This is a genomic window from Cytobacillus sp. GQ23 (assembly GCF_059758675.1).
In genome coordinates this window covers 1-21623 of the sequence record NZ_JCAXER010000040.1, presented here as the reverse complement: position 1 = coordinate 21623, position 21623 = coordinate 1, and the positions used below count along the sequence as shown (strand labels likewise).

At 45.5% G+C, this 21623-nt stretch carries 18 protein-coding genes; 17 read left to right on the top strand and 1 reads right to left on the bottom strand.

Translation table 11 applies throughout. The features are described 5' to 3' along the window. Positions 1-51 precede the first annotated feature (51 nt). From AC6CHU_RS23935 to pyrG, 9 genes are all read left to right on the top strand, one after another. Positions 52-1239, top strand: coding sequence for an acetyl-CoA C-acetyltransferase (locus tag AC6CHU_RS23935; protein ID WP_498122961.1), 1188 nt, complete (start codon positions 52-54; stop codon positions 1237-1239). Positions 1240-1455: 216 nt separating this feature from the next. Continuing rightward, positions 1456-2307 carry a 3-hydroxybutyryl-CoA dehydrogenase gene (locus AC6CHU_RS23930; protein WP_498122960.1) on the top strand — a complete coding sequence of 284 codons (852 nt, stop codon included), beginning with the start codon at positions 1456-1458 and terminating at the stop codon, positions 2305-2307. A 48-nt stretch (positions 2308-2355) separates the two neighbouring features. Beyond that, positions 2356-3486: an acyl-CoA dehydrogenase gene (locus tag AC6CHU_RS23925; protein ID WP_498122959.1), complete on the top strand. Its 1131-nt coding sequence runs from the start codon at positions 2356-2358 to the stop codon at positions 3484-3486. A gap of 52 nt (positions 3487-3538) precedes the next feature. Beyond that, on the top strand, positions 3539-4678 hold the full coding sequence (locus AC6CHU_RS23920; protein WP_159863485.1) for an acyl-CoA dehydrogenase: 1140 nt from the start codon (positions 3539-3541) through the stop codon (positions 4676-4678). A 279-nt stretch (positions 4679-4957) separates the two neighbouring features. After that, positions 4958-5602: a TetR/AcrR family transcriptional regulator gene (locus AC6CHU_RS23915; protein ID WP_251284795.1), complete on the top strand. Its 645-nt coding sequence runs from the start codon at positions 4958-4960 to the stop codon at positions 5600-5602. Positions 5603-5648: 46 nt separating this feature from the next. Further along, positions 5649-8915 carry a fused isobutyryl-CoA mutase/GTPase IcmF gene (gene icmF / locus AC6CHU_RS23910; protein ID WP_498122958.1) on the top strand — a complete coding sequence of 1089 codons (3267 nt, stop codon included), beginning with the start codon at positions 5649-5651 and terminating at the stop codon, positions 8913-8915. A gap of 143 nt (positions 8916-9058) precedes the next feature. After that, complete coding sequence (locus AC6CHU_RS23905; protein WP_201306511.1) at positions 9059-9235, top strand: hypothetical protein; 177 nt, start codon at positions 9059-9061, stop codon at positions 9233-9235. 358 nt (positions 9236-9593) lie between these two features. Then, on the top strand, positions 9594-10175 hold the full coding sequence (gene rpoE / locus AC6CHU_RS23900; RefSeq protein WP_251284793.1) for a DNA-directed RNA polymerase subunit delta: 582 nt from the start codon (positions 9594-9596) through the stop codon (positions 10173-10175). A 275-nt stretch (positions 10176-10450) separates the two neighbouring features. Beyond that, a complete protein-coding gene (pyrG, locus tag AC6CHU_RS23895; RefSeq protein WP_159863481.1) occupies positions 10451-12058 on the top strand; it encodes a CTP synthase in 1608 nt (535 codons plus the stop codon). A 138-nt stretch (positions 12059-12196) separates the two neighbouring features. Here the strand turns inward: pyrG and AC6CHU_RS23890 are convergent, their stop codons facing one another. Continuing rightward, positions 12197-12718 carry a DUF2529 domain-containing protein gene (locus AC6CHU_RS23890; protein ID WP_159863480.1) on the bottom strand — a complete coding sequence of 174 codons (522 nt, stop codon included), beginning with the start codon at positions 12716-12718 and terminating at the stop codon, positions 12197-12199. Between the two features lie 210 nt (positions 12719-12928). Between AC6CHU_RS23890 and AC6CHU_RS23885 the strand changes: the two genes are divergently transcribed. From AC6CHU_RS23885 to AC6CHU_RS23850, 8 genes are all read left to right on the top strand, one after another. After that, positions 12929-13306, top strand: a complete 378-nt coding sequence (locus AC6CHU_RS23885) for a response regulator (RefSeq protein WP_201306510.1) — start codon at positions 12929-12931, stop codon at positions 13304-13306. A gap of 255 nt (positions 13307-13561) precedes the next feature. Next, a complete protein-coding gene (locus tag AC6CHU_RS23880; RefSeq protein WP_159863478.1) occupies positions 13562-14419 on the top strand; it encodes a class II fructose-bisphosphate aldolase in 858 nt (285 codons plus the stop codon). Positions 14420-14564: 145 nt separating this feature from the next. After that, complete coding sequence (fsa, locus tag AC6CHU_RS23875; RefSeq protein ID WP_159863477.1) at positions 14565-15209, top strand: fructose-6-phosphate aldolase; 645 nt, start codon at positions 14565-14567, stop codon at positions 15207-15209. A gap of 719 nt (positions 15210-15928) precedes the next feature. Then, positions 15929-17215, top strand: a complete 1287-nt coding sequence (gene murA / locus AC6CHU_RS23870; RefSeq protein ID WP_251284779.1) for a UDP-N-acetylglucosamine 1-carboxyvinyltransferase — start codon at positions 15929-15931, stop codon at positions 17213-17215. A gap of 143 nt (positions 17216-17358) precedes the next feature. Further along, on the top strand, positions 17359-18321 hold the full coding sequence (gene glpX / locus AC6CHU_RS23865; protein WP_159863475.1) for a class II fructose-bisphosphatase: 963 nt from the start codon (positions 17359-17361) through the stop codon (positions 18319-18321). 403 nt (positions 18322-18724) lie between these two features. Beyond that, positions 18725-19990 (top strand): transcription termination factor Rho, encoded by a 1266-nt coding sequence (rho, locus tag AC6CHU_RS23860; protein ID WP_009332281.1) that lies wholly within the window; start codon positions 18725-18727, stop codon positions 19988-19990. Positions 19991-20244: 254 nt separating this feature from the next. Beyond that, positions 20245-20457: a 50S ribosomal protein L31 gene (gene rpmE, locus AC6CHU_RS23855; protein WP_009332279.1), complete on the top strand. Its 213-nt coding sequence runs from the start codon at positions 20245-20247 to the stop codon at positions 20455-20457. A gap of 193 nt (positions 20458-20650) precedes the next feature. Beyond that, positions 20651-21271, top strand: coding sequence for a thymidine kinase (locus AC6CHU_RS23850; RefSeq protein ID WP_035327985.1), 621 nt, complete (start codon positions 20651-20653; stop codon positions 21269-21271). The last annotated feature ends 352 nt before the right edge of the window (positions 21272-21623 follow it).

Genomic DNA, 21623 nt, shown 5'->3' with positions numbered 1-21623 from the left:
TAATTAATTTTTCGAACATTTTAAATTAATAGTACAAAGGAGCGATTCTTTATGGGGAAAACCGTAATTCTTAGCGGAGTAAGAACACCTTTTGGAAAATTTGCCGGAGCGCTCACCAGCTTTGCAGCTTCTGACCTTGGCGGATTTGCAGTAAAAGAAGCGCTGAACCGTGCAGGCGTTAACCCTGAGGATGTAGACGAAGTAATTCTCGGAACGGTTCTTCAGGGCGGGCAGGGCCAGATCCCTTCACGCCAGGCAGCGAGAAAAGCAGGCTTGCCATGGGAAGTGAAAACAGCAACGATCAATAAAGTGTGTGCATCCGGGATGCGCAGCGTCACATTAGGGGATCAGATTATCCGTGCGGGTGACGAGGAAGTCATCGTTGCAGGCGGCATGGAGTCCATGAGCAACGCGCCGTACATTTTGCCAAAAGCACGCTGGGGACTTCGCATGGGTGATTCTGCGGTCAAGGATTTAATGGTCCACGACGGATTAAGCTGCAGCTTCACTGGTGTCCATATGGGAACGTACGGAAACTCGACAGCAAAAGAATTCGAAATCAGCCGTGAAGAGCAGGATAACTGGGCGCTGAGAAGCCATGAACGTGCCATTGCGGCCATTGAAGCCGGTAAGCTGGCAGAAGAAATCGTCCCTGTGGAAGTTCCTCAGCGAAAAGGAGACCCGGTCGTTGTATCTCAGGATGAGTCACCACGTAAAGATACTTCAATAGAAAAGCTCGCTAAACTCGGATCTGTTTTTAACTCCGACGGAACGATCACTGCCGGAAATGCACCTGGCGTCAATGACGGGGCAGCAGCATTGGTATTAATGAGCGAAGAACGGGCAGAACGTGAAGGCAAAAAACCGGAAGCTTATATTCTCGGCCATACAGCTCTTGCAGTGGAAGCTAAAGACTTTCCGCAGACACCTGGCCTTGTTATTAATGCTCTTTTGAAAAAGACAGGAAAAACCCTGGAAGAGATTGATCTCTTTGAAATTAACGAAGCATTTGCGGCTGTTGCTCTCACCAGCGGGAAAATTGCCGGCCTAGATGCAGAAAAAGTAAACGTCAATGGCGGCGCTGTGGCACTCGGCCACCCAATTGGAGCGAGCGGAGCAAGAATTATCCTGACCCTGATGCACGAACTGAAACGCCGCGGAGGCGGTATCGGCATCGCGGCTATCTGCAGCGGCGGCGGCCAGGGCGATGCGGTAATGATAGAGGTTCCAAAGCAGTAATTTGTTTGGTAAGGCGGCTGCACTTTGGTAAACGCCGTCTTACCGGACATAAGGACGGTGCCTCACGGCCTCAATAATCAATATACCCGCCAAATGGATAATAACCGGGAGGAACGAACATTTACCGGCCAAAATCGGTTATATACCGGCCACTTTTATTAAAATACGGCCAAACGGAGAAACGATCTGTCAAACCCAGGAACGGAGGATACAAAAATGAATGTAAAAAACATTATGGTAATCGGTGCTGGACAAATGGGTTCAGGAATTGCACAGGTTTGTGCACAGGCAGGCTATAGCGTCATCTTAAACGACTTAAAGCCGGAATTTGTGGAACGCGGCTTTGGTGTGATTAAGAAGAATCTTTCCCGCCAGGTGGAAAAAGGGCGCATGACAGCGGACGAGATGGAAGCAGTGCTGAAAAATGTAACCGCTTCAAATGATCTTAAGGACGCTAAAAACGTGGAGCTTGTCATCGAAGCGGCGGTTGAAAATATGGAGATCAAAACGAAGATCTTCAGCCAGCTCGATGAAATTGCACCAGAGCATGCCATTCTGGCAAGCAACACATCATCCCTTCCGATTACAGAAATCGCAGCCGCAACAAAGCGTCCGGAGAAAGTAATCGGCATGCATTTTATGAACCCGGTGCCGGTGATGAAGCTTGTGGAAATCATCCGCGGCCTCGCGACGGCAGACGAAGTGTACCAAACCATTGAAGACATCACGAAGACGCTTCAAAAAGTGCCGGTTGAAGTGAATGACTTCCCGGGATTCGTATCCAACCGCATTCTGATGCCGATGATCAATGAAGCAGTTTACACACTTTATGAAGGGGTCGCGACAAAAGAGGCCATTGATGAAGTGATGAAGCTCGGCATGAACCATCCAATGGGACCGCTGACTTTGGCTGACTTCATTGGCCTGGACACATGCCTGTATATTATGGAAACCTTGCATGAAGGCTTTGGCGATGATAAATACCGCCCATGTCCGCTGTTAAGAAAATATGTGAAAGCCGGCTGGCTAGGCAAGAAGACAGGCAGAGGCTTCTACGTTTACGAATAAATAATAGGCCTTGGCCGCAAGTGCCGGGCAGCATCGGAGGGTATACAAATGAACCTGAGATTTACAGAAGAGCAGGAAATGATGAGAAAAATGGTGCGGGATTTTGCCCAGGCGGAAATCGCCCCTTTTGTTGAAAAAATGGAGCAGGGCGAGTTCCCTCGGGAGATTCTCCGCAAAATGGGCGAGCTTGGCCTGATGGGGATTCCCATTCCTGAAAAATACGGCGGAGCGGAAATGGACTTTACTTCTTACATTATCGCCATCCATGAACTGTCCCACGTAAGTGCGACAGTTGGCGTTATTTTATCGGTCCATACGTCGGTTGGAACAAATCCGATCCTTTATTTCGGTACGGAAGAGCAAAAGCAGAAATATATTCCGAAGCTTGCCTCTGGTGAGTATCTTGGTGCTTTTTGCCTCACGGAACCGAGCGCTGGCTCGGATGCAGGAAGCTTAAAGTCCCGTGCGGTAAAAGACGGAGACCATTATGTCATTAATGGATCCAAGGTTTTCATTACGAATGCCAGCGAAGCTGACGTATACATTGTATTTGCCTCCACAAATCCTGAGCTTGGGAGCAAAGGCATTTCCGCTTTCATTGTCGAGAAGGATACGCCAGGACTTGTATTTGGGAAAGATGAGCACAAAATGGGGCTGCACGGCTCAAGAACGCTGCAGCTGACATTTGAAGACATGCGGGTTCCGGCTGACAATCTTCTTGGCAGTGAAGGAGAAGGCTTTAAGATTGCGATGGCCAATCTGGATGCCGGACGGATCGGGATTGCTTCACAGGCACTCGGAATCGCAGAAGCAGCCTTTGAAGCCGCCGCGGATTATGCAAAGGAGCGTGTACAGTTCGGCAAGCCGATCGCCGCTCAGCAGGGTGTCGGCTTTAAGCTTGCAGACATGGCAACAAGCGTCGAAGCCGCAAAACTATTAATCTATCGCGCAGCAAACATGCGCCAGCGCGGCATCAAATGCGGACTGGAAGCCTCCATGGCGAAGCTGTTTGCATCCAAAACGGCGGTGGATGTGACTACAGAGGCCATCCAGGTATTCGGCGGCTACGGCTACACAGAGGATTACCCGGTTGAGCGCTACTTCCGCGATGCCAAAATTACAGAAATCTATGAAGGCACAAGCGAAATTCAGCGGATTGTTATCAGTAAACAGCTGTAAAGCAGTCTTTTTATAAAGAAATCAAGAATCCATATAAAGCGAGGGACCAACAATGAATTTCCAATTAAGTGAAGAGCATGAAATGATCAGAAAAATGGTACGCGATTTTGCCAGAAATGAAGTCGCTCCGACGGCTGCTGAACGCGACGAAGAAGAGCGCTTTGACAGAGAAATTTTTGACAAAATGGCGGAGCTTGGCTTAACCGGGATTCCGTGGCCTGAAGAGTACGGCGGAATCGGCAGTGATTATCTGGCTTATTGCATCGCAGTTGAGGAGCTTTCAAGAGTATGTGCCTCTACAGGTGTTACTCTTTCAGCCCATACTTCCCTTGCCGGCTGGCCGATTTTCAAGTTCGGCAGCGAAGACCAGAAGCAAAAATACTTAAAGCCAATGGCGCAGGGTGAAAAAATCGGCGCGTATGGACTTACGGAGCCTGGCAGCGGATCTGATGCCGGCGGAATGAGAACGACAGCACGTCTTGAAGGCGATCATTATGTCCTTAACGGCAGTAAAATTTTCATTACAAACGGCGGAATTGCCGATATCTATGTAGTGTTTGCCCTGACAGATCCATCCTCCAAGCATAAAGGAACAACCGCATTTATCGTGGAATCCGGCTTTGAAGGCTTCTCTGTCGGCAAGAAGGAAAAGAAATTGGGGATCCGTTCCTCACCTACAACGGAGATTATTTTCGAAGAGTGCAAGGTTCCGGTTGAGAACGTGCTGGGCAATGTAGGTGAAGGCTTCAAAGTTGCCATGATGACGCTTGATGGCGGCCGCAACGGCATCGCTGCCCAGGCAGTCGGAATCGCTCAGGGCGCACTGGATGCTTCCATCGAATACGCCAAAGAACGCCGCCAGTTCGGCAAGCCAATTGCTGCCCAGCAGGGAATTGGCTTCAAGCTGGCAGACATGGCCACAAGCATCGAAGCCTCAAGACTATTAACTTACCAGGCGGCTTGGCTGGAGTCAGAAGGACTTCCGTACGGAAAGGAATCAGCTATGTCCAAACTTCTTGCCGGTGACACGGCCATGAAAGTGACAACAGATGCCGTGCAAATCTTTGGCGGCTACGGATATACAAAGGACTATCCAGTAGAACGCTTCATGCGCGACGCCAAAATCACGCAGATCTACGAAGGAACACAGGAAATCCAGCGTCTAGTAATCTCTCGAATGGTAACGAAATAATTAATGATTTTTCGCAGAGTTTATTGACTTCATGTCGCTGTTCAAGTTTAGCCACTGAGTTGATCCTCGCTGTGGGTACCTGATCCTCGAAAATACTGACGCATTTCCTTCGTGCGGTGTTCACTCGAGGAAGCTTAATCAATGTCCAGCGGGAGGAGGTTCCCATTCCTCCCCGCAGCGGAAATCAACGGACAGAATTCAATGATAAAACAATATTGAAAAAAACTTTTTAAAATAAACAGATTCAATGGATGATTCCCGGGAGGGCGGTGGATAACAATGAAAAAACGGGAAGTGCAGGCTTCTGTTAAAGATGAGCGTCTTGTCAAAAAAAGACGCGATCAGATGATTAAAGGTGCCGTCACCCTTTTTATCCAAAAAGGGTTCCATCGTACAACAACTAGAGAGATTGCAAAGGCATCTGGTTTTAGTATTGGAACGCTTTATGAATACATCCGTACGAAGGAAGACGTCCTATACCTGGTTTGTGACAGCATTTACGATCAGGTTGCCGAGCGGCTTCAAAAAGGCCTTGATACCAAAAAAGGCACACTTGAGAGCCTAAAGCAGGGCATCGCCGATTACTTCAAAGTGGTTGACGAAATGCAGGATGAAGTCCTTGTTATGTACCAGGAAGTAAAGGCGCTTACAAAGGATGCCCTTCCATATGTGCTGAAGAAAGAAATAGAAATGGTCGGCATGTTTGAGCATGTCATTACCCTTTGCGTAGAGAACGGGGAACTGGACCTGCCGGAGGAAAAAATCAAGATGATCGCCCATAACATTTTTGTCCAGGGGCAAATGTGGGCATTCCGCCGCTGGTCACTGCAGAAGATGTACAGCATCGAGGAATATATCCAGCTGCAGACCAATCTTCTTTTTCAGGGAATAAAGGATTCCGAAAAGGTTTCGGAAAATGCTTAAGAATAGCGCAGGCTAAGGCTTGCGTTTACGGACAAGGGGGAGAACGATGAGCAATCCAGAAGTCTATAAGCCGAAAAATCATATTCGTTTTGTGACGGCTTCCAGCCTGTTTGACGGGCATGATGCGTCCATTAATATTATGCGCCGCATCATTCAGGCAAGCGGGGCAGAGGTCATCCACCTCGGACATAACCGTTCTGTTGAGGAGGTCGTAAATGCTGCCATCCAGGAGGATGTGCAGGGCATTGCCATTTCCTCTTATCAGGGCGGACATGTGGAGTACTTCAAATATATGTATGACCTTCTGAAGGAAAGAGGCGCATCCCACATCCGCATTTATGGCGGCGGGGGCGGAGTCATCATCCCGAAGGAAATTAAGGAATTGCATGACTACGGAATCGCGCGGATATTCTCGCCGGAAGACGGCCGTCAATATGGTCTTCAGGGCATGATTGATCAAATGATCAAGGAATGTGATTTCCCGACGTTTACAGCCGAAGCATCTGAGCAGATTGAAAAGCTTCAGGATGGGGAAACCAATGCGATTGCCAAGCTGATTACATTGGCTGAGCATCAGGTAACCGTAGGCAAGGAAGCAGCCGCAGCACTTGAGCCGGTCATGGAGAAAGTGAAATCACTGGAAAAGCAGGTTCCTGTAGTGGGAATTACGGGTACAGGCGGTGCCGGGAAAAGCTCGCTGACAGACGAACTGATCCGCCGCTTCATCAACGAAATTCCGGAGAAAAAGGTTGCGATTCTTTCTGTTGACCCGACAAAGCAAAAAACAGGCGGTGCCCTTCTTGGCGACCGTATCCGTATGAATGCCATTTTTAATCCGCGGGTCTATATGCGCAGCCTGGCAACCCGAAACTCCCGCAGCGAGCTGTCGCTTGCAATTCAGGATGCGATTTCGGTTGTCAAAGCAGCCGGCTTTGATTTGATTATTGTGGAAACAAGCGGAATCGGGCAGGGTGATGCCGGCATTACGGAAATTTGTGATGCATCCATGTATGTCATGACAAGTGAATTCGGTGCTCCTTCCCAGCTTGAAAAAATTGATATGATCGATTATGCCGATTTGATTGTCATTAATAAATTTGAGCGCAAAGGCTCAGAGGATGCGATGCGCCAGGTGCAAAAGCAGTACCAGCGCAGCCGGATGCTTTTTGAAAAAGAGCTTGAAGAAATGCCAGTCTACGGAACCATTGCAAGCCAGTTCAATGATCCGGGCACAAATGCGGTGTTTGCGGCACTGGTGGAAACGATTAATGAAAAAGCAGGTACAGACTGGAAAACAAGTTTTACAAAAGAAGCAAAAGTGGAAAAGCAGAATGTCATTATTCCAAATGAACAGCGCTATTACCTCCGCGAGGTATCAGAAACCGTCCGCGGCTACCATAAGAAAGCCGAAAAGCAGGCAGATCTTGCCCGCAAGCTTTTCCAGCTGGAAGGGGCACTTCTTGCTGTTAAAGAACAAGAAGGAAACGAAGAAGTCATCGCTTCGCTTGAAGCCATTAAATTATCTGTAGAAGAAAAGCTTACGGCTGAAACCAAGAACATTCTTGCAGGATGGGAAGAATTGAAGGAAAAATACACCGGCGAGCAATTTGTCACAAAGATCCGCGATAAAGAAATCGTGACGGTTTTAAAAACAAAGAGCTTGTCCGGGCTGTCGATTCCAAAAGTGGCACTTCCGAAGTACAAGGATTACGGAGAAATCATCCGCTGGGTATATAGAGAAAATGTGCCGGGTTCCTTCCCATATACAGCAGGTGTTTTCCCATTCAAGCGCGAGGGTGAAGATCCGAAAAGACAGTTTGCCGGAGAAGGTACACCTGAACGGACAAACCGCCGCTTCCACTATCTCTCCAAAGATGATGCAGCAAAGCGACTGAGCACAGCATTTGATTCTGTGACCCTGTACGGGGAGGATCCGGACTACCGCCCAGATATTTACGGAAAAGTCGGGGAGAGCGGAGTCAGCATCTGTACGCTGGATGATATGAAGAAGCTGTATGCCGGTTTTGACCTGTGCCATCCATCTACATCTGTATCGATGACGATTAATGGGCCGGCGCCGATAATTTTAGCCATGTTCATGAACACAGCCATCGAACAGCAGATTGAGGCGAAAGAGCAGGAGCTTGGCCGCGTGCTGACACCGGAAGAATTCACAGAAGTCAGGGCGAAAACGCTGCAGACGGTCCGCGGGACGGTTCAGGCTGATATTTTAAAAGAGGATCAGGGACAGAATACGTGTATCTTCTCAACAGAATTTGCTTTACGAATGATGGGGGATATCCAGCAGTACTTTATCGACCATAAAGTCCGCAACTATTACTCTGTTTCGATTTCCGGCTACCATATCGCAGAAGCGGGTGCAAATCCGATTTCTCAGCTTGCCTTTACACTGGCAAATGGCTTCACCTATGTCGAGTACTATTTGAGCAGAGGAATGAACATCAATGATTTTGCACCAAACCTTTCATTTTTCTTCTCCAATGGACTGGATCCGGAGTATACGGTGCTAGGCCGTGTGGCCCGCCGCATCTGGGCAACGGTTATGAGAGATAAGTATGGCGCGAACGAAAGAAGCCAGAAGCTGAAGTACCATATCCAAACTTCAGGCCGCTCCCTGCATGCACAGGAAATTGATTTTAACGATATCCGCACAACGCTGCAGGCGTTAATGGCGCTTCAGGATAACTGCAACTCGCTTCATACCAATGCGTATGATGAAGCCATTACGACACCTACAGAGGAGTCTGTCCGCCGTGCGATGGCCATCCAGATGATCATTACAAAAGAGCATGGCTTATCGAAAAATGAAAATCCGCTTCAGGGTGCATTCATTGTAGATGAGCTGACAGATCTTGTGGAAGAACAGGTGCTGAGGGAATTTGAACGCATCAACGACCGCGGCGGCGTTCTCGGTGCCATGGAAACACAATACCAGCGCGGAAAAATCCAGGATGAGTCCATGTACTATGAAATGAAAAAGCACACTGGCGAGCTTCCGATCATTGGGGTCAACACTTACTTGAACCCTAATCCTCCATCAGAGGATGAAATGAACAACATGGAGCTAGCCAGGGCAACGAAGGAAGAAAAAGAAACGCAAATCCGCAATCTGCGCAGCTTCCAGGAGCGCAACAAAGATAAATCGGAAGAGGCACTGAAACGTTTGAAGGAAGCCGCAGTCAGCGGCGGCAATATTTTTGCTGAGCTGATGGAAACTGTCAAAGTGGCAAGCCTCGGCCAGATTACCCGTGCATTATACGAAGTGGGCGGGCAATACCGCCGCAATATGTAGATGGATCCATAGGGCCTGCCAATGCAGGCCCTTGTTTTCTGCACTATTTTTTTAATAGAGAATTAATATAAAATACATCCATATCCTATATAATGAAATCAATACATATCAGTTCACTTCGGGGAACCTGGGGATGTGAAAATATGAAAAAAATCTTGCTCTATGCAGCCATACTTGCAGCTGCTGCAGGTGTTTACTTTTTATATGGAAAACAGCTGGGAGCCATAGCATTCTTCCTGCTCGCTATCTACTTCACCTGGCTGGCCTATAAAAAGTGGGACAGACCTATGAGGCGCAGGAAACGGGGAAGGGCAGAGTAGCTTCATTAATAAGGGCAATCCAAAATCTATTGTCTTTTATTACATATAATCTTACCTGCAGAGTTAATTGGGGCGAAGGTTCCGTTCCTCCCCGCGGGTTCGCTGCGTGCCCTGTGCTGAAATGAACAGACATTATTCAAAGCCCTTTCAATAATTTAAAATCAATACTAAATCGCATAAAAATACGCAGAACAGCAGATATAACTGGCATAAACCGTAAAAATTTGTTTATAATGAAGAATATGCCTTCTTGCAGGCTGTCCGCATGTATTTGCAGGGACCTGCGGAAATTCAATTTATATAGTTATTAATTTGCACGCTTATATGAGCGGTTACATAGGGAAAGGAAGTGCTGATATTGAGTTTGGAACAGTTCTCAACAGAAGAATTGCAGGAAATGTCATTAATCGAAGTGGCTTATGAACTTCTGACAAGCAAAAAAGAACCAATGGCCTTTAATGACATTATGAGTGAAGTAGCTAAACTTATGAACCTTTCAGAGGAACAAGTCAAGGGGAAAATTGCACAGTTCTATACAGATTTAAATATAGATGGCCATTTTATCGGATTGGGCGATAACCGCTGGGGTCTTCGTTCATGGTATCCGGTTGATCAATATGAAGAAGAAGTTGTAACAGTAATCAAGCCTAAGAAGAAAAAGGCGAAGAAGAAGGACGACGATGATCTCGATCTTGAAGATTATGATGAACTGGATGAAGAGGATATCGATTACGATGATATCGACGGATTCGAAGATGATGATCTGACAGAAGACGATGATGATGATCTTCTTGACGATGACGATGATCTTGAAGATGATGATGATGACTTTGAAGACGATGATATCGTGGATAAAGATGAAGAATTCGACCTCGGTGATGATGACGAAGAGCTTGAGGAAGATGACCTCGACGTTGACGAGGACGAAGAAAATTTATAATCTTGACTTTTCGATTCAAGGCTTGTAGAATACTTTTTGGGCTCCTTTAAAAAGGACGATTCGTTTAGACGCTAATAGCGCTCCCTTACTTACTTTTAAGTAAGCGGGGCGCTTTTTATTTTTTTACAGGCCCATGTGCCTTTTCAAGAAGAGCTAAACCATCCCTTATCGATAAGCTTCCGGTTAAAAATCGGAGGCTGCACAATAGAATTTTCATCTTTAAGTCTTTAAACCTGCATCATTATGCACAAACTGATATCAAGGGGGAATTTTTCATGACAAAGTATATTTTTGTTACGGGCGGAGTTGTTTCGTCACTGGGAAAAGGAATCACAGCAGCATCACTTGGCCGCCTGCTGAAAAACAGAGGGTTAACGGTTACAATCCAGAAATTCGATCCTTACATAAATGTGGATCCGGGAACCATGAGTCCATACCAGCATGGTGAGGTGTTTGTAACAGGTGACGGCGCGGAGACTGACCTGGATTTAGGCCACTATGAGCGCTTTGTTGATATTAACCTGACAAAGTACAGCAGTGTAACGACTGGTAAAATTTACTCAACAGTTCTTAGAAAAGAGCGCCGCGGCGACTATAACGGCGGAACGGTGCAGGTTATTCCGCATATCACCAATGAAATCAAGGATAAAGTGTTCCGTGCAGGCCATGAAACCAACTCTGATGTGGTTATCACAGAAATCGGCGGAACAGTAGGAGACATTGAATCTCTTCCATTCCTTGAAGCAATTCGCCAGATTAAGAGCGATATCGGCCGGGATAATGTGATGTACATTCACTGTACATTGGTTCCTTATATCAAGGCTGCAGGCGAAATGAAAACAAAGCCGACACAGCACAGTGTAAAAGAGCTGAGAAGCCTTGGCATTCAGCCAAACGTAATCGTTCTTCGTACAGAAATGCCAATTTCCCAGGATATGAAGGATAAAATTGCGCTATTCTGTGATATCGATAAAGAAGCCGTTATTGAAGCAACAGATGCGGATACTTTATATTCTATCCCGTTATCTCTTCAAGATCAGAAGCTTGATGAAATTGTCTGCAAGCATTTAAAGCTGAATTGCGGAGAAGCGGACATGACCGAGTGGAAGCAGCTGGTTGACAAAGTTCTAAACCTTTCCAGGAAAACGAAGATCGGCCTTGTCGGAAAATATGTTGAATTGCAGGATGCATACATCTCTGTTGTTGAAGCTTTAAAACATGCAGGTTATGCATTTGATTCTGATATTGAAATCAAATGGATCAACTCTGAAGAAGTGGACAGCACAAACGTGAATGAACTGCTTCAGGACGTGGACGGAATCCTGGTGCCGGGTGGATTTGGAGACCGCGGCATTGAAGGGAAGATCCTTGCCATTCAATATGCGCGCGAAAACAAAAAGCCGTTCCTTGGCATCTGCCTGGGCATGCAGCTGGCTTCCATTGAGTTTGCAAGAAACGTACTGGGCCTTGAAGGGGCGCACTCAGCAGAAATCGCTCCTGAAACACCGCATCCAATTATCGACCTTCTGCCAGAGCAAAAGGATATCGAAGATTTAGGCGGAACCCTAAGACTTGGACTTCAGGCCTGCAAATTGAATGAAGATACAAAAGCATTTGATGCATACAAGGATGAAGTGGTATATGAGCGCCATCGCCATCGCTATGAATTCAACAACCACTACCGTCAGGATATGGAAAAAGCTGGCTTTGTCTTCTCCGGTACAAGCCCGGACGGCCGCCTGGTGGAAATCATCGAAGTCAAGGATCACCCTTGGTTCGTCGCTTCCCAGTTCCATCCTGAGTTTATCTCAAGACCAACCCGCCCTCAGCCATTATTCAGGGATTTTGTTGGGGCATCATTGAAGTTCAGCGAGAAACTATAATGGGAAAAACCCCCTCCGGATGCGGAGGGGGTTTTTTTGCCTTTCGGGCTCAGGGGGATTTGCGCACAGCCACAAAAGCCCCGAGTCACAGAACCGGGGCAAAATTGTAAACTTGTGCGCAAAGGCTGCAGCTTAAAGCTATTCAAACTCCGCTAAAATCTCATCAATCGTAAACTTAATTCCATAATAAACAAATAAAGCAGCCATGGAGGCTGGATAGCCGAAGCGATTGCCCTCTTCGTCAGGCAGAAGGCCTTTCGCAAGCTTTAAATCTATATGAACATCGGCAAATTCAGCCAGGCTGCCCGTGCTCTCAGTCCTTAAGGTGCTTACTGCCACAAAAGGGATCCCTTTTTCAGACAAGGATATTGCCAGAGCGGCTGCCTCTTCGTCATCTGAATATCTTGAAAAGATGATGACCCGGTCTGTTTCAGAGACTTCGGAATCCTTCTCCAAAATCGCAGCATCTCGGAGAGGCTCCTGGCCTTGAACGGCTTCATAGCCGATCGCACTCATTTCTTTTGTTCCGTAAATATATATCTTCCCATCACCGGCAGCAGCCTGTGCCAAAAGGCGGGCACTGTCCTCAATGGAAAATTCTTCCTTTTCCTGAAGTCTTTTAAATAAGCCTGTCAGCTGGGTGGAAAACATCTTCAGCAAATCGGTTCACTCCTTCATCTCTTCCTGCGGTTCTATTATAGAGAATAGGGAAGGAAAGGTAAAATAATCATAGGTAATTGTTAAAATAAGAAGGAATAATCATGTTTCACAGAGAAATTAGCTTAAGGAGAATGTATAGTTAAGTGACCTGCAGTCATAATTCAGTATGGTTTTAAACCTAAGGCTTTCAATACGACAGGAAGAGGTGGCTTGATGAAAGGGAAAATTTTAATCGTAGATGATCAGTTCGGAATCCGCATTTTACTTAATGAGGTACTGCAGAAAGAAGGGTATGACACATACCAGGCTGCCAATGGAGTCCAGGCTCTCGACATTGTTTCCAAGCATTCGCCTGATCTTGTTCTTCTTGATATGAAAATACCGGGAATGGACGGGATTGAAATTTTAAAAAGAATGAGAGTAGTGGATAAAGATATCCGAGTAATTATCATGACGGCTTACGGTGAACTCGATATGATTCAGGAAGCAAAGGATCTGGGTGCTCTTACTCACTTTGCAAAGCCATTCGATATCGATGACATCAGGGCGGCAGTTAAGAAATATTTGCTTGTCCCTAACTCAAAATAAGCCTAAAATTACCCATTTTTAACCTGAAATTCCATCCCAATGAAAATGATAGCGTTTGCTTTATGACAATCGATAAAAACGTGCAGGAATAATGGCTTTTCTAAATCCTTTTTGGTATGATAACAGATGAATTCCAAAGGATCGTCTCTGTTTAGCGGACTATTATAAGGGTACATATTCGATAGTGTTAAGGGGAAAACTTTAACAGTATTTAGTCTGTTGAGCTTAAACGATTATCAATAAGGAGGAAGAAAAATGCCTTTAGTTTCTATGACTGAAATGCTTAATAAAGCAAAATCAGAAGGCTATGCAGTAGGTCAATTTAACTTAAACAACCTTGAGTTCACTCAAGCGATCCTGCAGGCGGCAGAAGAAGAAAAATCACCGGTAATCCTTGGTGTTTCCGAAGGTGCTGCGCGCTACATGGGCGGTTTTAAAACGGTTGTAAAAATGGTTGAAGGACTGCTTGAAGATTACAAGATTACCGTTCCAGTGGCTATCCACTTAGACCACGGTTCAAGTTTTGATAAATGTAAAGAAGCAATCGATGCTGGATTCACATCTGTTATGATTGATGCTTCCCATGATCCGTTCGAACAAAACGTAGAGACTACTTCAAAAGTAGTTGAGTACGCACATTCAAAAGGCGTTTCAGTTGAAGCAGAGTTAGGAACTGTCGGCGGTCAGGAAGACGATGTTGTGGCTGATGGCGTTATTTATGCTGATGCAAAAGAATGTGAAGAGCTGGTTAAGCGTACAGGCATCGACTGCCTTGCTCCGGCACTTGGTTCTGTTCACGGACCATACAAAGGTGAGCCTAACCTTGGCTTCGCTGAAATGGAAGAGATTGGAAACCTTACAGGTGTTCCTTTAGTTCTTCATGGCGGAACTGGAATCCCGACAAAAGATATTCAAAAAGCAGTATCTTTAGGTACTGCTAAAATCAATGTAAACACTGAGAACCAAATTGCTTCAGCAAAACGCGTTCGCGAAGTATTGGCAGCAGATACAGAAGTATACGATCCTCGCAAATACTTAGGACCTGCACGTGAAGCGATTAAAGAAACTGTAATCGGCAAAATGCGCGAATTCGGTTCTTCAAACAAAGCCTAATAAAATAACTGCACGAGAAACCGCTTCTAGATATAGGGGCGGTTTGCCTTATTTATAGACCTGGCCCAAATGTAAGGCTTTACAGAATCACAGCTTTATTTGATAATACATAGATATTAGAATATTTAATAAGGTGGGATTTTTTATGAAGTTTTTCATCGATACAGCGAACATGGAAGAAATTAAAGAAGCATACGCCCTTGGGGTTGTTGCCGGAGTAACCACTAACCCTTCATTGGTGGCAAAGGAAAAGAATGTATCCTTCCCTGACCGTCTTCGTGAAATCACGGAATTGGTGCCAGGCTCAGTTAGCGCTGAAGTCATCGCTCTTGATGCTGAAGGCATGATTAAAGAAGGAAGAGAGCTTGCAGCGATTGCACCGAACATTACCATCAAGGTGCCAATGACACCGGATGGCCTGAAAGCAGTAAGCGTTTTTTCAAAAGAAGGCATTAAAACCAATGTAACACTGATCTTCAGTGCAAACCAGGCGCTTCTTGCTGCAAGAGCAGGTGCTTCATACGTTTCTCCATTCCTTGGACGTTTGGACGATATTGGCCACAACGGTCTTGATCTGATCTCCACAATCGCAGAAATCTTCGCGATTCATGACATTGATGCAGAAATTATCGCTGCTTCCATCAGACATCCGCAGCACGTGACGGATGCAGCATTAAGAGGAGCTCATATTGCGACAGTTCCTTATAAAGTCATCCAGCAATTATTCAACCATCCTCTGACAGATAAGGGAATCGAAGCGTTCCTTGCAGATTGGAACTCAAGAGGATAATGTGAAATTTCAATCAGCGGGAGTGTTTTTCTCCCTGCTGATTGTTAGTTGAGGCCAACAGGAAGTGGGTCACAAAGACGCTGCCGCAGGATGTGGCGTTATTATAGTCTTTGTTCTTCTTTTCGGGCCTTTACGGGCAGTTTAACCCCCATTTATATTCCTTTGATTTCTCGAAGTTATGATGGGGTCTTACTGACCTTTAGACTGCGATAAGCTTTCTTCGGAAATTCTAGAAAACTGGCTTTTTTATACTTTAGAGCAGTCCAGTGCAGTGCAGGCGTCTGCCCCCTCCAAGTTCAGGGGGCGCCCTGCGCTTTTATTCAGCTAAGCCAGCCCCAATCCTTGTCCCCGGCCTTTTTTTCTTAATTTTAACTTTTTTTGAATTCAATACATGAGATTTGATTTTTCGTGTAAACTATAGGATAAAGATAATGTCGGAATCTGCAAAAAAAAGAATGGAAAATTGTTCCTTTTGCAACTTACAATGTTGAAAAATGCAGATACATGATAATATGAAAGTGCATATTTTCCCAAAGACTGTTTTTCCGATATTAAATAAGATAAGCCTTTTGGGTTTCTTATAGAAGCTAGGGCTATTTCCTGCCAAAGTTGGTTAGAAAAGTAGTGTGTAGCTTTTGCTGTAAGGGCTATCAATTTTTTAAATATTGAAGTCAAATTCCAGCTTATGTGTTTAACAACGGCTAAGAAGGGAGTTACAAATGGAAAAGCTAATGATTGCAGGTGGATATCCTTTAAAAGGAACTGTCCGGATCAGCGGAGCGAAGAATAGTGCTGTTGCACTGATTCCAGCTACCATTTTAGCGGAGTCTCCTGTAACAATTGAAGGTTTGCCGGATATTTCAGATGTTCAAATTCTAAAAGATTTGCTTGAAGAAATAGGGGGCACTGTCGAATTCTCTGAAAATGATATGACAGTCGATCCCTCTTCCATGATTTCCATGCCTTTGCCGAACGGAAAAGTGAAAAAATTACGCGCATCCTATTATTTAATGGGAGCGATGCTCGGACGATTTAAAAAAGCGGTTATTGGACTTCCTGGAGGCTGTCACTTAGGGCCAAGGCCGATCGACCAGCATATAAAAGGGTTTGAAGCTCTTGGCGCACGTGTGACCAATGAGCAGGGAGCCATCTACCTTCGTGCAGATGAATTGCGGGGAGCCCGTATTTATCTCGATGTTGTCAGTGTTGGAGCAACCATCAATATCATGCTTGCGGCTGTCAGAGCAAAAGGAAGAACTATTATCGAAAATGCAGCTAAAGAGCCTGAGATCATTGATGTTGCTACTCTTTTGACCAATATGGGCGCGAAAATCAAGGGAGCCGGTACAGATGTGATCCGCATTGATGGAGTGGACCATCTGCATGGCTGCCAGCATACGATCATACCGGACCGGATTGAAGCGGGTACCTATATGATCGTTGGCGCAGCGGCAGGAGAAGGCGTGCTGATCGACAATGTCATCCCGCATCATCTTGAGTCCTTAATTGCAAAGCTTCGCGAAATGGGAGTTCAGATTGAAACAAATGACGATCAGATATTCGTCGGACCTGCTGAGAAAATGAAAGCAGTGGATATCAAAACACTTGTATATCCGGGCTTCCCTACAGACCTGCAGCAGCCGCTGACTTCTTTGTTAACAGGTGCGGAAGGGACAAGCATGGTAACGGATACTATTTATAGTGCCCGTTTCAAGCATATTGATGAGCTCCGCAGAATGAATGCCAACATTAAAGTGGAAGGGCGCTCTGCCATCATCAATGGGCCTTTACAGCTTCAGGGTGCTAAAGTTAAGGCGAGTGATTTGCGCGCTGGTGCAGCACTGGTCATAGCCGGCCTAATGGCGGAGGGAGTTACCGAAGTTACAGGCTTAGAGCATATCGACAGAGGCTACAGCCACCTGGTTGATAAGCTGAATGGACTTGGAGCCACGATTTGGCGCGAAGAAATGAGCAAAGAAGAAATGGAACAAATGAAAAACGCATAACGAATGTATGAAAGCTGACTGAAATTTTTAGGAAGCTCAGCAGACAAATATAAATATAAGGCGGGCTATTGCGGTATCGGGGGTAAAGAACCGGTCCGCATTTGCCATGCTGCTCAGCCTTAGAATCCGGGGAGGAAAAATCGATGGAAAGAAGTTTGTCAATGGAATTAGTTCGCGTAACGGAAGGTGCCGCTTTAGCATCAGCACGATGGATGGGGCGCGGATTAAAAGATGAAGCGGATGATGCTGCTACTTCTGCAATGAGAGATGTATTCGACACAGTGCCAATGAAGGGAACTGTCGTAATCGGGGAAGGCGAAATGGATGAAGCGCCAATGCTTTATATCGGCGAAAAGCTTGGGACAGGCTATGGTCCGCGTGTGGATGTCGCTGTTGATCCGCTTGAAGGCACTAACATCGTAGCATCCGGCGGCTGGAATGCATTAGCTGTTCTTGCGGTAGCTGACCACGGAAATCTTCTGCACGCTCCGGATATGTACATGGATAAAATTGCAGTCGGTCCTGAAGCGGTTGGACAAATTGATATTAACGCTTCTATTCTGGATAATTTGAAAGCGGTAGCAAAAGCCAAAAACAAGGATATTCAGGATGTTGTGGCGACAGTGCTTAACCGGGAGCGCCATGAACACATCATCACCCAGCTTCGTGATGCAGGTGCCAGAATCAAATTAATCAATGATGGAGACGTGGCCGGTGCCATTAATACTGCCTTCGATGAAACGGGTGTCGATATTCTGTTCGGATCCGGCGGAGCACCAGAAGGCGTTCTGGCAGCTGTTGCCCTAAAATGCCTTGGCGGAGAAATTCAGGGGAAACTTCTTCCGCAAAATGACGCAGAGGCTGAGCGCTGCTTAAAAATGGGTCTTGATATTAACAAAGTCCTTCTGATGGAAGACCTGGTAAAAGGCGATGACGCGATTTTTGCTGCAACAGGCGTAACAGATGGAGAGCTTTTAAAGGGCGTACAATTTAAAGGCTCTTATGGTTCAACCCATTCTATCGTTATGCGTGCAAAATCAGGAACGGTCCGCTTTGTTGAAGGCCGTCACAGCTTGAAGAAAAAGCCTAATCTTGTTATTAAATAAATTTAACTGACAATCAGTGGGGAGGAAAGCACTCCCCGCTGATTGAGGTTTTACTTAATATAAACAGATAGAAAATGACTGCTGGCCACCGGTGCCAGCCTGCTCATTTTCATTTTCCTTCCCGCCATAATTTCCATCTAAAATTTTGTTATTGATTAATTTTCATATAAAGGGGTAAAATAGAGATTGTTTTTCATGGAATAGGATACCTCGAATTATTTAACGAAAACGGACAGCAAACCGTTCCATTCCTCGAAATATTTAATTAAGAACACAATGATAGAATCTTCAGCTATTTTCAATGCCTCAAAGTATCTTTCCCTTTCCTTTCATATAAAGTCCAATAATTTGAACAGCTGCATATGGAGGAAATGATTGAAAATTTCAAAAGTGTGGTGTAAAAATGGGTTTAAACATTTCAAGTTTAGAAAATATGAAGCTTAAAGAGCTTTATGAACTTGCCCGTGAATATAAAGTTTCTTATTACAGCAAGTTATCGAAAAAAGAATTAATTTTTGCCATCCTGAAAGCAAGAGCAGAACAGGAAGGCTACTTCTTCATGGAAGGTGTCCTGGAGATCATTCAGTCAGAGGGATTCGGCTTCCTTCGTCCGATCAATTATTCACCAAGCTCTGAGGATATTTATATTTCCGCTTCCCAGATCCGCCGTTTCGATTTGAGAAATGGAGATAAGGTTTCAGGAAAAGTCCGTCCTCCAAAGGAAAATGAGCGTTATTTCGGCCTTCTGCAGGTTGAAGCCGTGAATGGCGATGATCCTGAATCAGCAAAAGAGCGCGTTCATTTCCCTGGTCTGACACCACTTTATCCAAACCGCCATATGAAATTGGAAACAGGTACAAGACAATTGTCTACAAGAATTATGGACCTTCTTGCACCGGTTGGATTCGGACAGCGTGGTCTGATTGTCGCGCCTCCAAAAGCAGGTAAGACTATGCTATTAAAAGAAATTGCCAATAGTATTACAACCAACCACCCGGAAGCGGAACTGATCGTCCTATTGATTGATGAGCGCCCGGAAGAGGTAACAGACATTGAGCGTTCCGTTGCAGGCGATGTGGTCAGCTCAACATTTGATGAAGTGCCTGAAAACCACATTAAAGTGGCCGAGCTCGTTCTTGAACGTGCTATGCGTCTCGTAGAGCATAAGCGTGATGTTGTCATTTTAATGGACAGCATTACAAGACTGGCCAGGGCTTATAACCTGGTTATTCCTCCAAGCGGAAGAACCCTTTCCGGCGGTATTGACCCGGCAGCATTCCACCGTCCAAAGCGTTTCTTCGGTGCAGCCCGAAACATTGAAGAAGGCGGAAGCTTAACGATTCTGGCAACTGCACTCGTTGACACAGGGTCACGAATGGATGATGTTATTTACGAAGAATTCAAGGGTACAGGTAACATGGAACTGCACCTGGATCGTTCACTGGCTGAAAGAAGAATCTTCCCGGCCATCGACATCCGCCGCTCAGGAACACGTAAAGAAGAACTTCTTATTCAGAAGGATCACCTGGACAAGCTGTGGGCAATCCGCAAGTCCATGTCCGATTCACCGGACTTTGCCGAAAAACTGCTTCGCAAGCTGAGACAGACAAAATCGAACGAGGAATTCTTCGCAAATTTAGCAGAAGAGATGAAGGCTAAGCGCTCTTAAATAGGTTGTGGGTTTTCGGTATTGCTGACTTAGGTAGAGAGAGGCTCCTTCCAGTCCGCAGCGAAAATTATCGGACACATTAAGAGGCAAAAACATTACCCTGGAAATTCCAGGATGAAGGATTCGCTGGTTGCAAAAAACATATGGACTTGTTATAATGATGACAGTGTGTTTTTGAAGTTTACGGCAATTCATGATTGCCCGTAATATATAACTCTGTTTCGAATGATTCAGGGCGGAAGGAGATGAAAAGAATGAAATCAGGAATTCATCCTAACTATAAAAAAGCAATGGTGAAATGTGCTTGCGGTAACGAGTTCGAAACCGGTTCTGTTCAAGAAGAGATCCGCGTTGAAACTTGCTCTGAGTGCCATCCATTCTATACTGGACGTCAAAAATTCGCTGAAGCCGGCGGACGTGTTGACCGTTTCAATAAGAAATACGGCATTAAGTCAGAACAAAAATAATAAACAACAAAAACAGGCAAGTTAACTTTCTTGCCTGTTTTTTATTGCAAAATAACCCTGAAGAACTGTTTTGAGTGGCATTTTAGTATTGAAAAAAGAGCGAGTAGAAATAAATTAACAGCTCGACCTTTTCTTCATAAAATAATAATAACAAGCCATTCTATTAGTTAGAACGAGGAAGGAGAGGCCGTTCATGTACGTTATGAATCATCACGGATGGGTGGAAGTCATTTGCGGCAGCATGTTCTCCGGCAAATCAGAAGAATTGATTCGCCGTGTGCGCAGAGCTCAGTTCGCCAAACAGCAAATCGCTGTATTTAAACCGCAGATTGATAACCGTTATAGTGATGAAGCTGTCGTTTCCCATAATGGAACTTCGGTCATAGCTAAACCCCTGACCCAGTCTACCGATATATTTAAATACATTACACCTGAAACTGATTTGATTGCGATCGATGAAGTGCAATTCTTTGATGATGAAATTGTCAAAGTCATTCAGCACCTGGCTGACAGCGGACATCGTGTAATTGCAGCCGGACTTGACCAGGACTTCCGCGGGGAGCCGTTTGGCCAAATGCCTGCCATCATGGCGATCGCAGAATTGGTAACAAAGCTTCAAGCCGTCTGTGCCGTTTGCGGATCACCTGCAAGCCGCACGCAGCGCCTGATCAATGGAAATCCAGCTTCATATGATGACCCGGTTATTTTAGTTGGCGCCTCAGAAGCATATGAACCGCGCTGCCGTCATCACCACGAAGTGCCCAAGTCACCCAATGTGTTAGAAAAACAGAAGACAACCGAGTTTTTATCATAAATTCATACTTAACGATCTCTCTGCCCTGGCATGTTCCGGGCAGTTTTTTTGTTTTGTTTAGGTGAAAACCGAAGTCGGCGAAAATTCAGGAGTCACCTGGGCCAACTTCGGACACAAAAAGCAAAAAAGCGGTAGTCAGAGTCCGAACCTGAATTAACTTCGGACAGAAAAAGGGAAAGGCGGTAGTTAGAGTCAGAACTTGGAACAACTTCGGACACAAAAAGGGGAAAAAGCGGTAGTCAGAGTCCGAACCTGGGTCAACTTCGGACACAAAAAGGGGAAAGGCGGTAGTTAGAGTCAGAACTTGGAACAACTTCGGACACAAAAAGCAAAAGACCGGTAGTCAGAGTCA

Bases quoted from the DNA above. Each gene is read 5' to 3' on its own strand.
- AC6CHU_RS23935 (WP_498122961.1), top strand. From the start codon at position 52: ATGGGGAAAACCGTAATTCTTAGCGGAGTAAGAACACCTTTTGGAAAA.
- AC6CHU_RS23930 (WP_498122960.1), top strand. From the start codon at position 1,456: ATGAATGTAAAAAACATTATGGTAATCGGTGCTGGACAAATGGGTTCA.
- AC6CHU_RS23925 (WP_498122959.1), top strand. From the start codon at position 2,356: ATGAACCTGAGATTTACAGAAGAGCAGGAAATGATGAGAAAAATGGTG.
- AC6CHU_RS23920 (WP_159863485.1), top strand. From the start codon at position 3,539: ATGAATTTCCAATTAAGTGAAGAGCATGAAATGATCAGAAAAATGGTA.
- AC6CHU_RS23915 (WP_251284795.1), top strand. From the start codon at position 4,958: ATGAAAAAACGGGAAGTGCAGGCTTCTGTTAAAGATGAGCGTCTTGTC.
- icmF (WP_498122958.1), top strand. From the start codon at position 5,649: ATGAGCAATCCAGAAGTCTATAAGCCGAAAAATCATATTCGTTTTGTG.
- AC6CHU_RS23905 (WP_201306511.1), top strand. From the start codon at position 9,059: ATGAAAAAAATCTTGCTCTATGCAGCCATACTTGCAGCTGCTGCAGGT.
- pyrG (WP_159863481.1), top strand. From the start codon at position 10,451: ATGACAAAGTATATTTTTGTTACGGGCGGAGTTGTTTCGTCACTGGGA.
- AC6CHU_RS23880 (WP_159863478.1), top strand. From the start codon at position 13,562: ATGCCTTTAGTTTCTATGACTGAAATGCTTAATAAAGCAAAATCAGAA.
- fsa (WP_159863477.1), top strand. From the start codon at position 14,565: ATGAAGTTTTTCATCGATACAGCGAACATGGAAGAAATTAAAGAAGCA.
- murA (WP_251284779.1), top strand. From the start codon at position 15,929: ATGGAAAAGCTAATGATTGCAGGTGGATATCCTTTAAAAGGAACTGTC.
- glpX (WP_159863475.1), top strand. From the start codon at position 17,359: ATGGAAAGAAGTTTGTCAATGGAATTAGTTCGCGTAACGGAAGGTGCC.
- rho (WP_009332281.1), top strand. From the start codon at position 18,725: ATGGGTTTAAACATTTCAAGTTTAGAAAATATGAAGCTTAAAGAGCTT.
- rpmE (WP_009332279.1), top strand. From the start codon at position 20,245: ATGAAATCAGGAATTCATCCTAACTATAAAAAAGCAATGGTGAAATGT.
- AC6CHU_RS23850 (WP_035327985.1), top strand. From the start codon at position 20,651: ATGTACGTTATGAATCATCACGGATGGGTGGAAGTCATTTGCGGCAGC.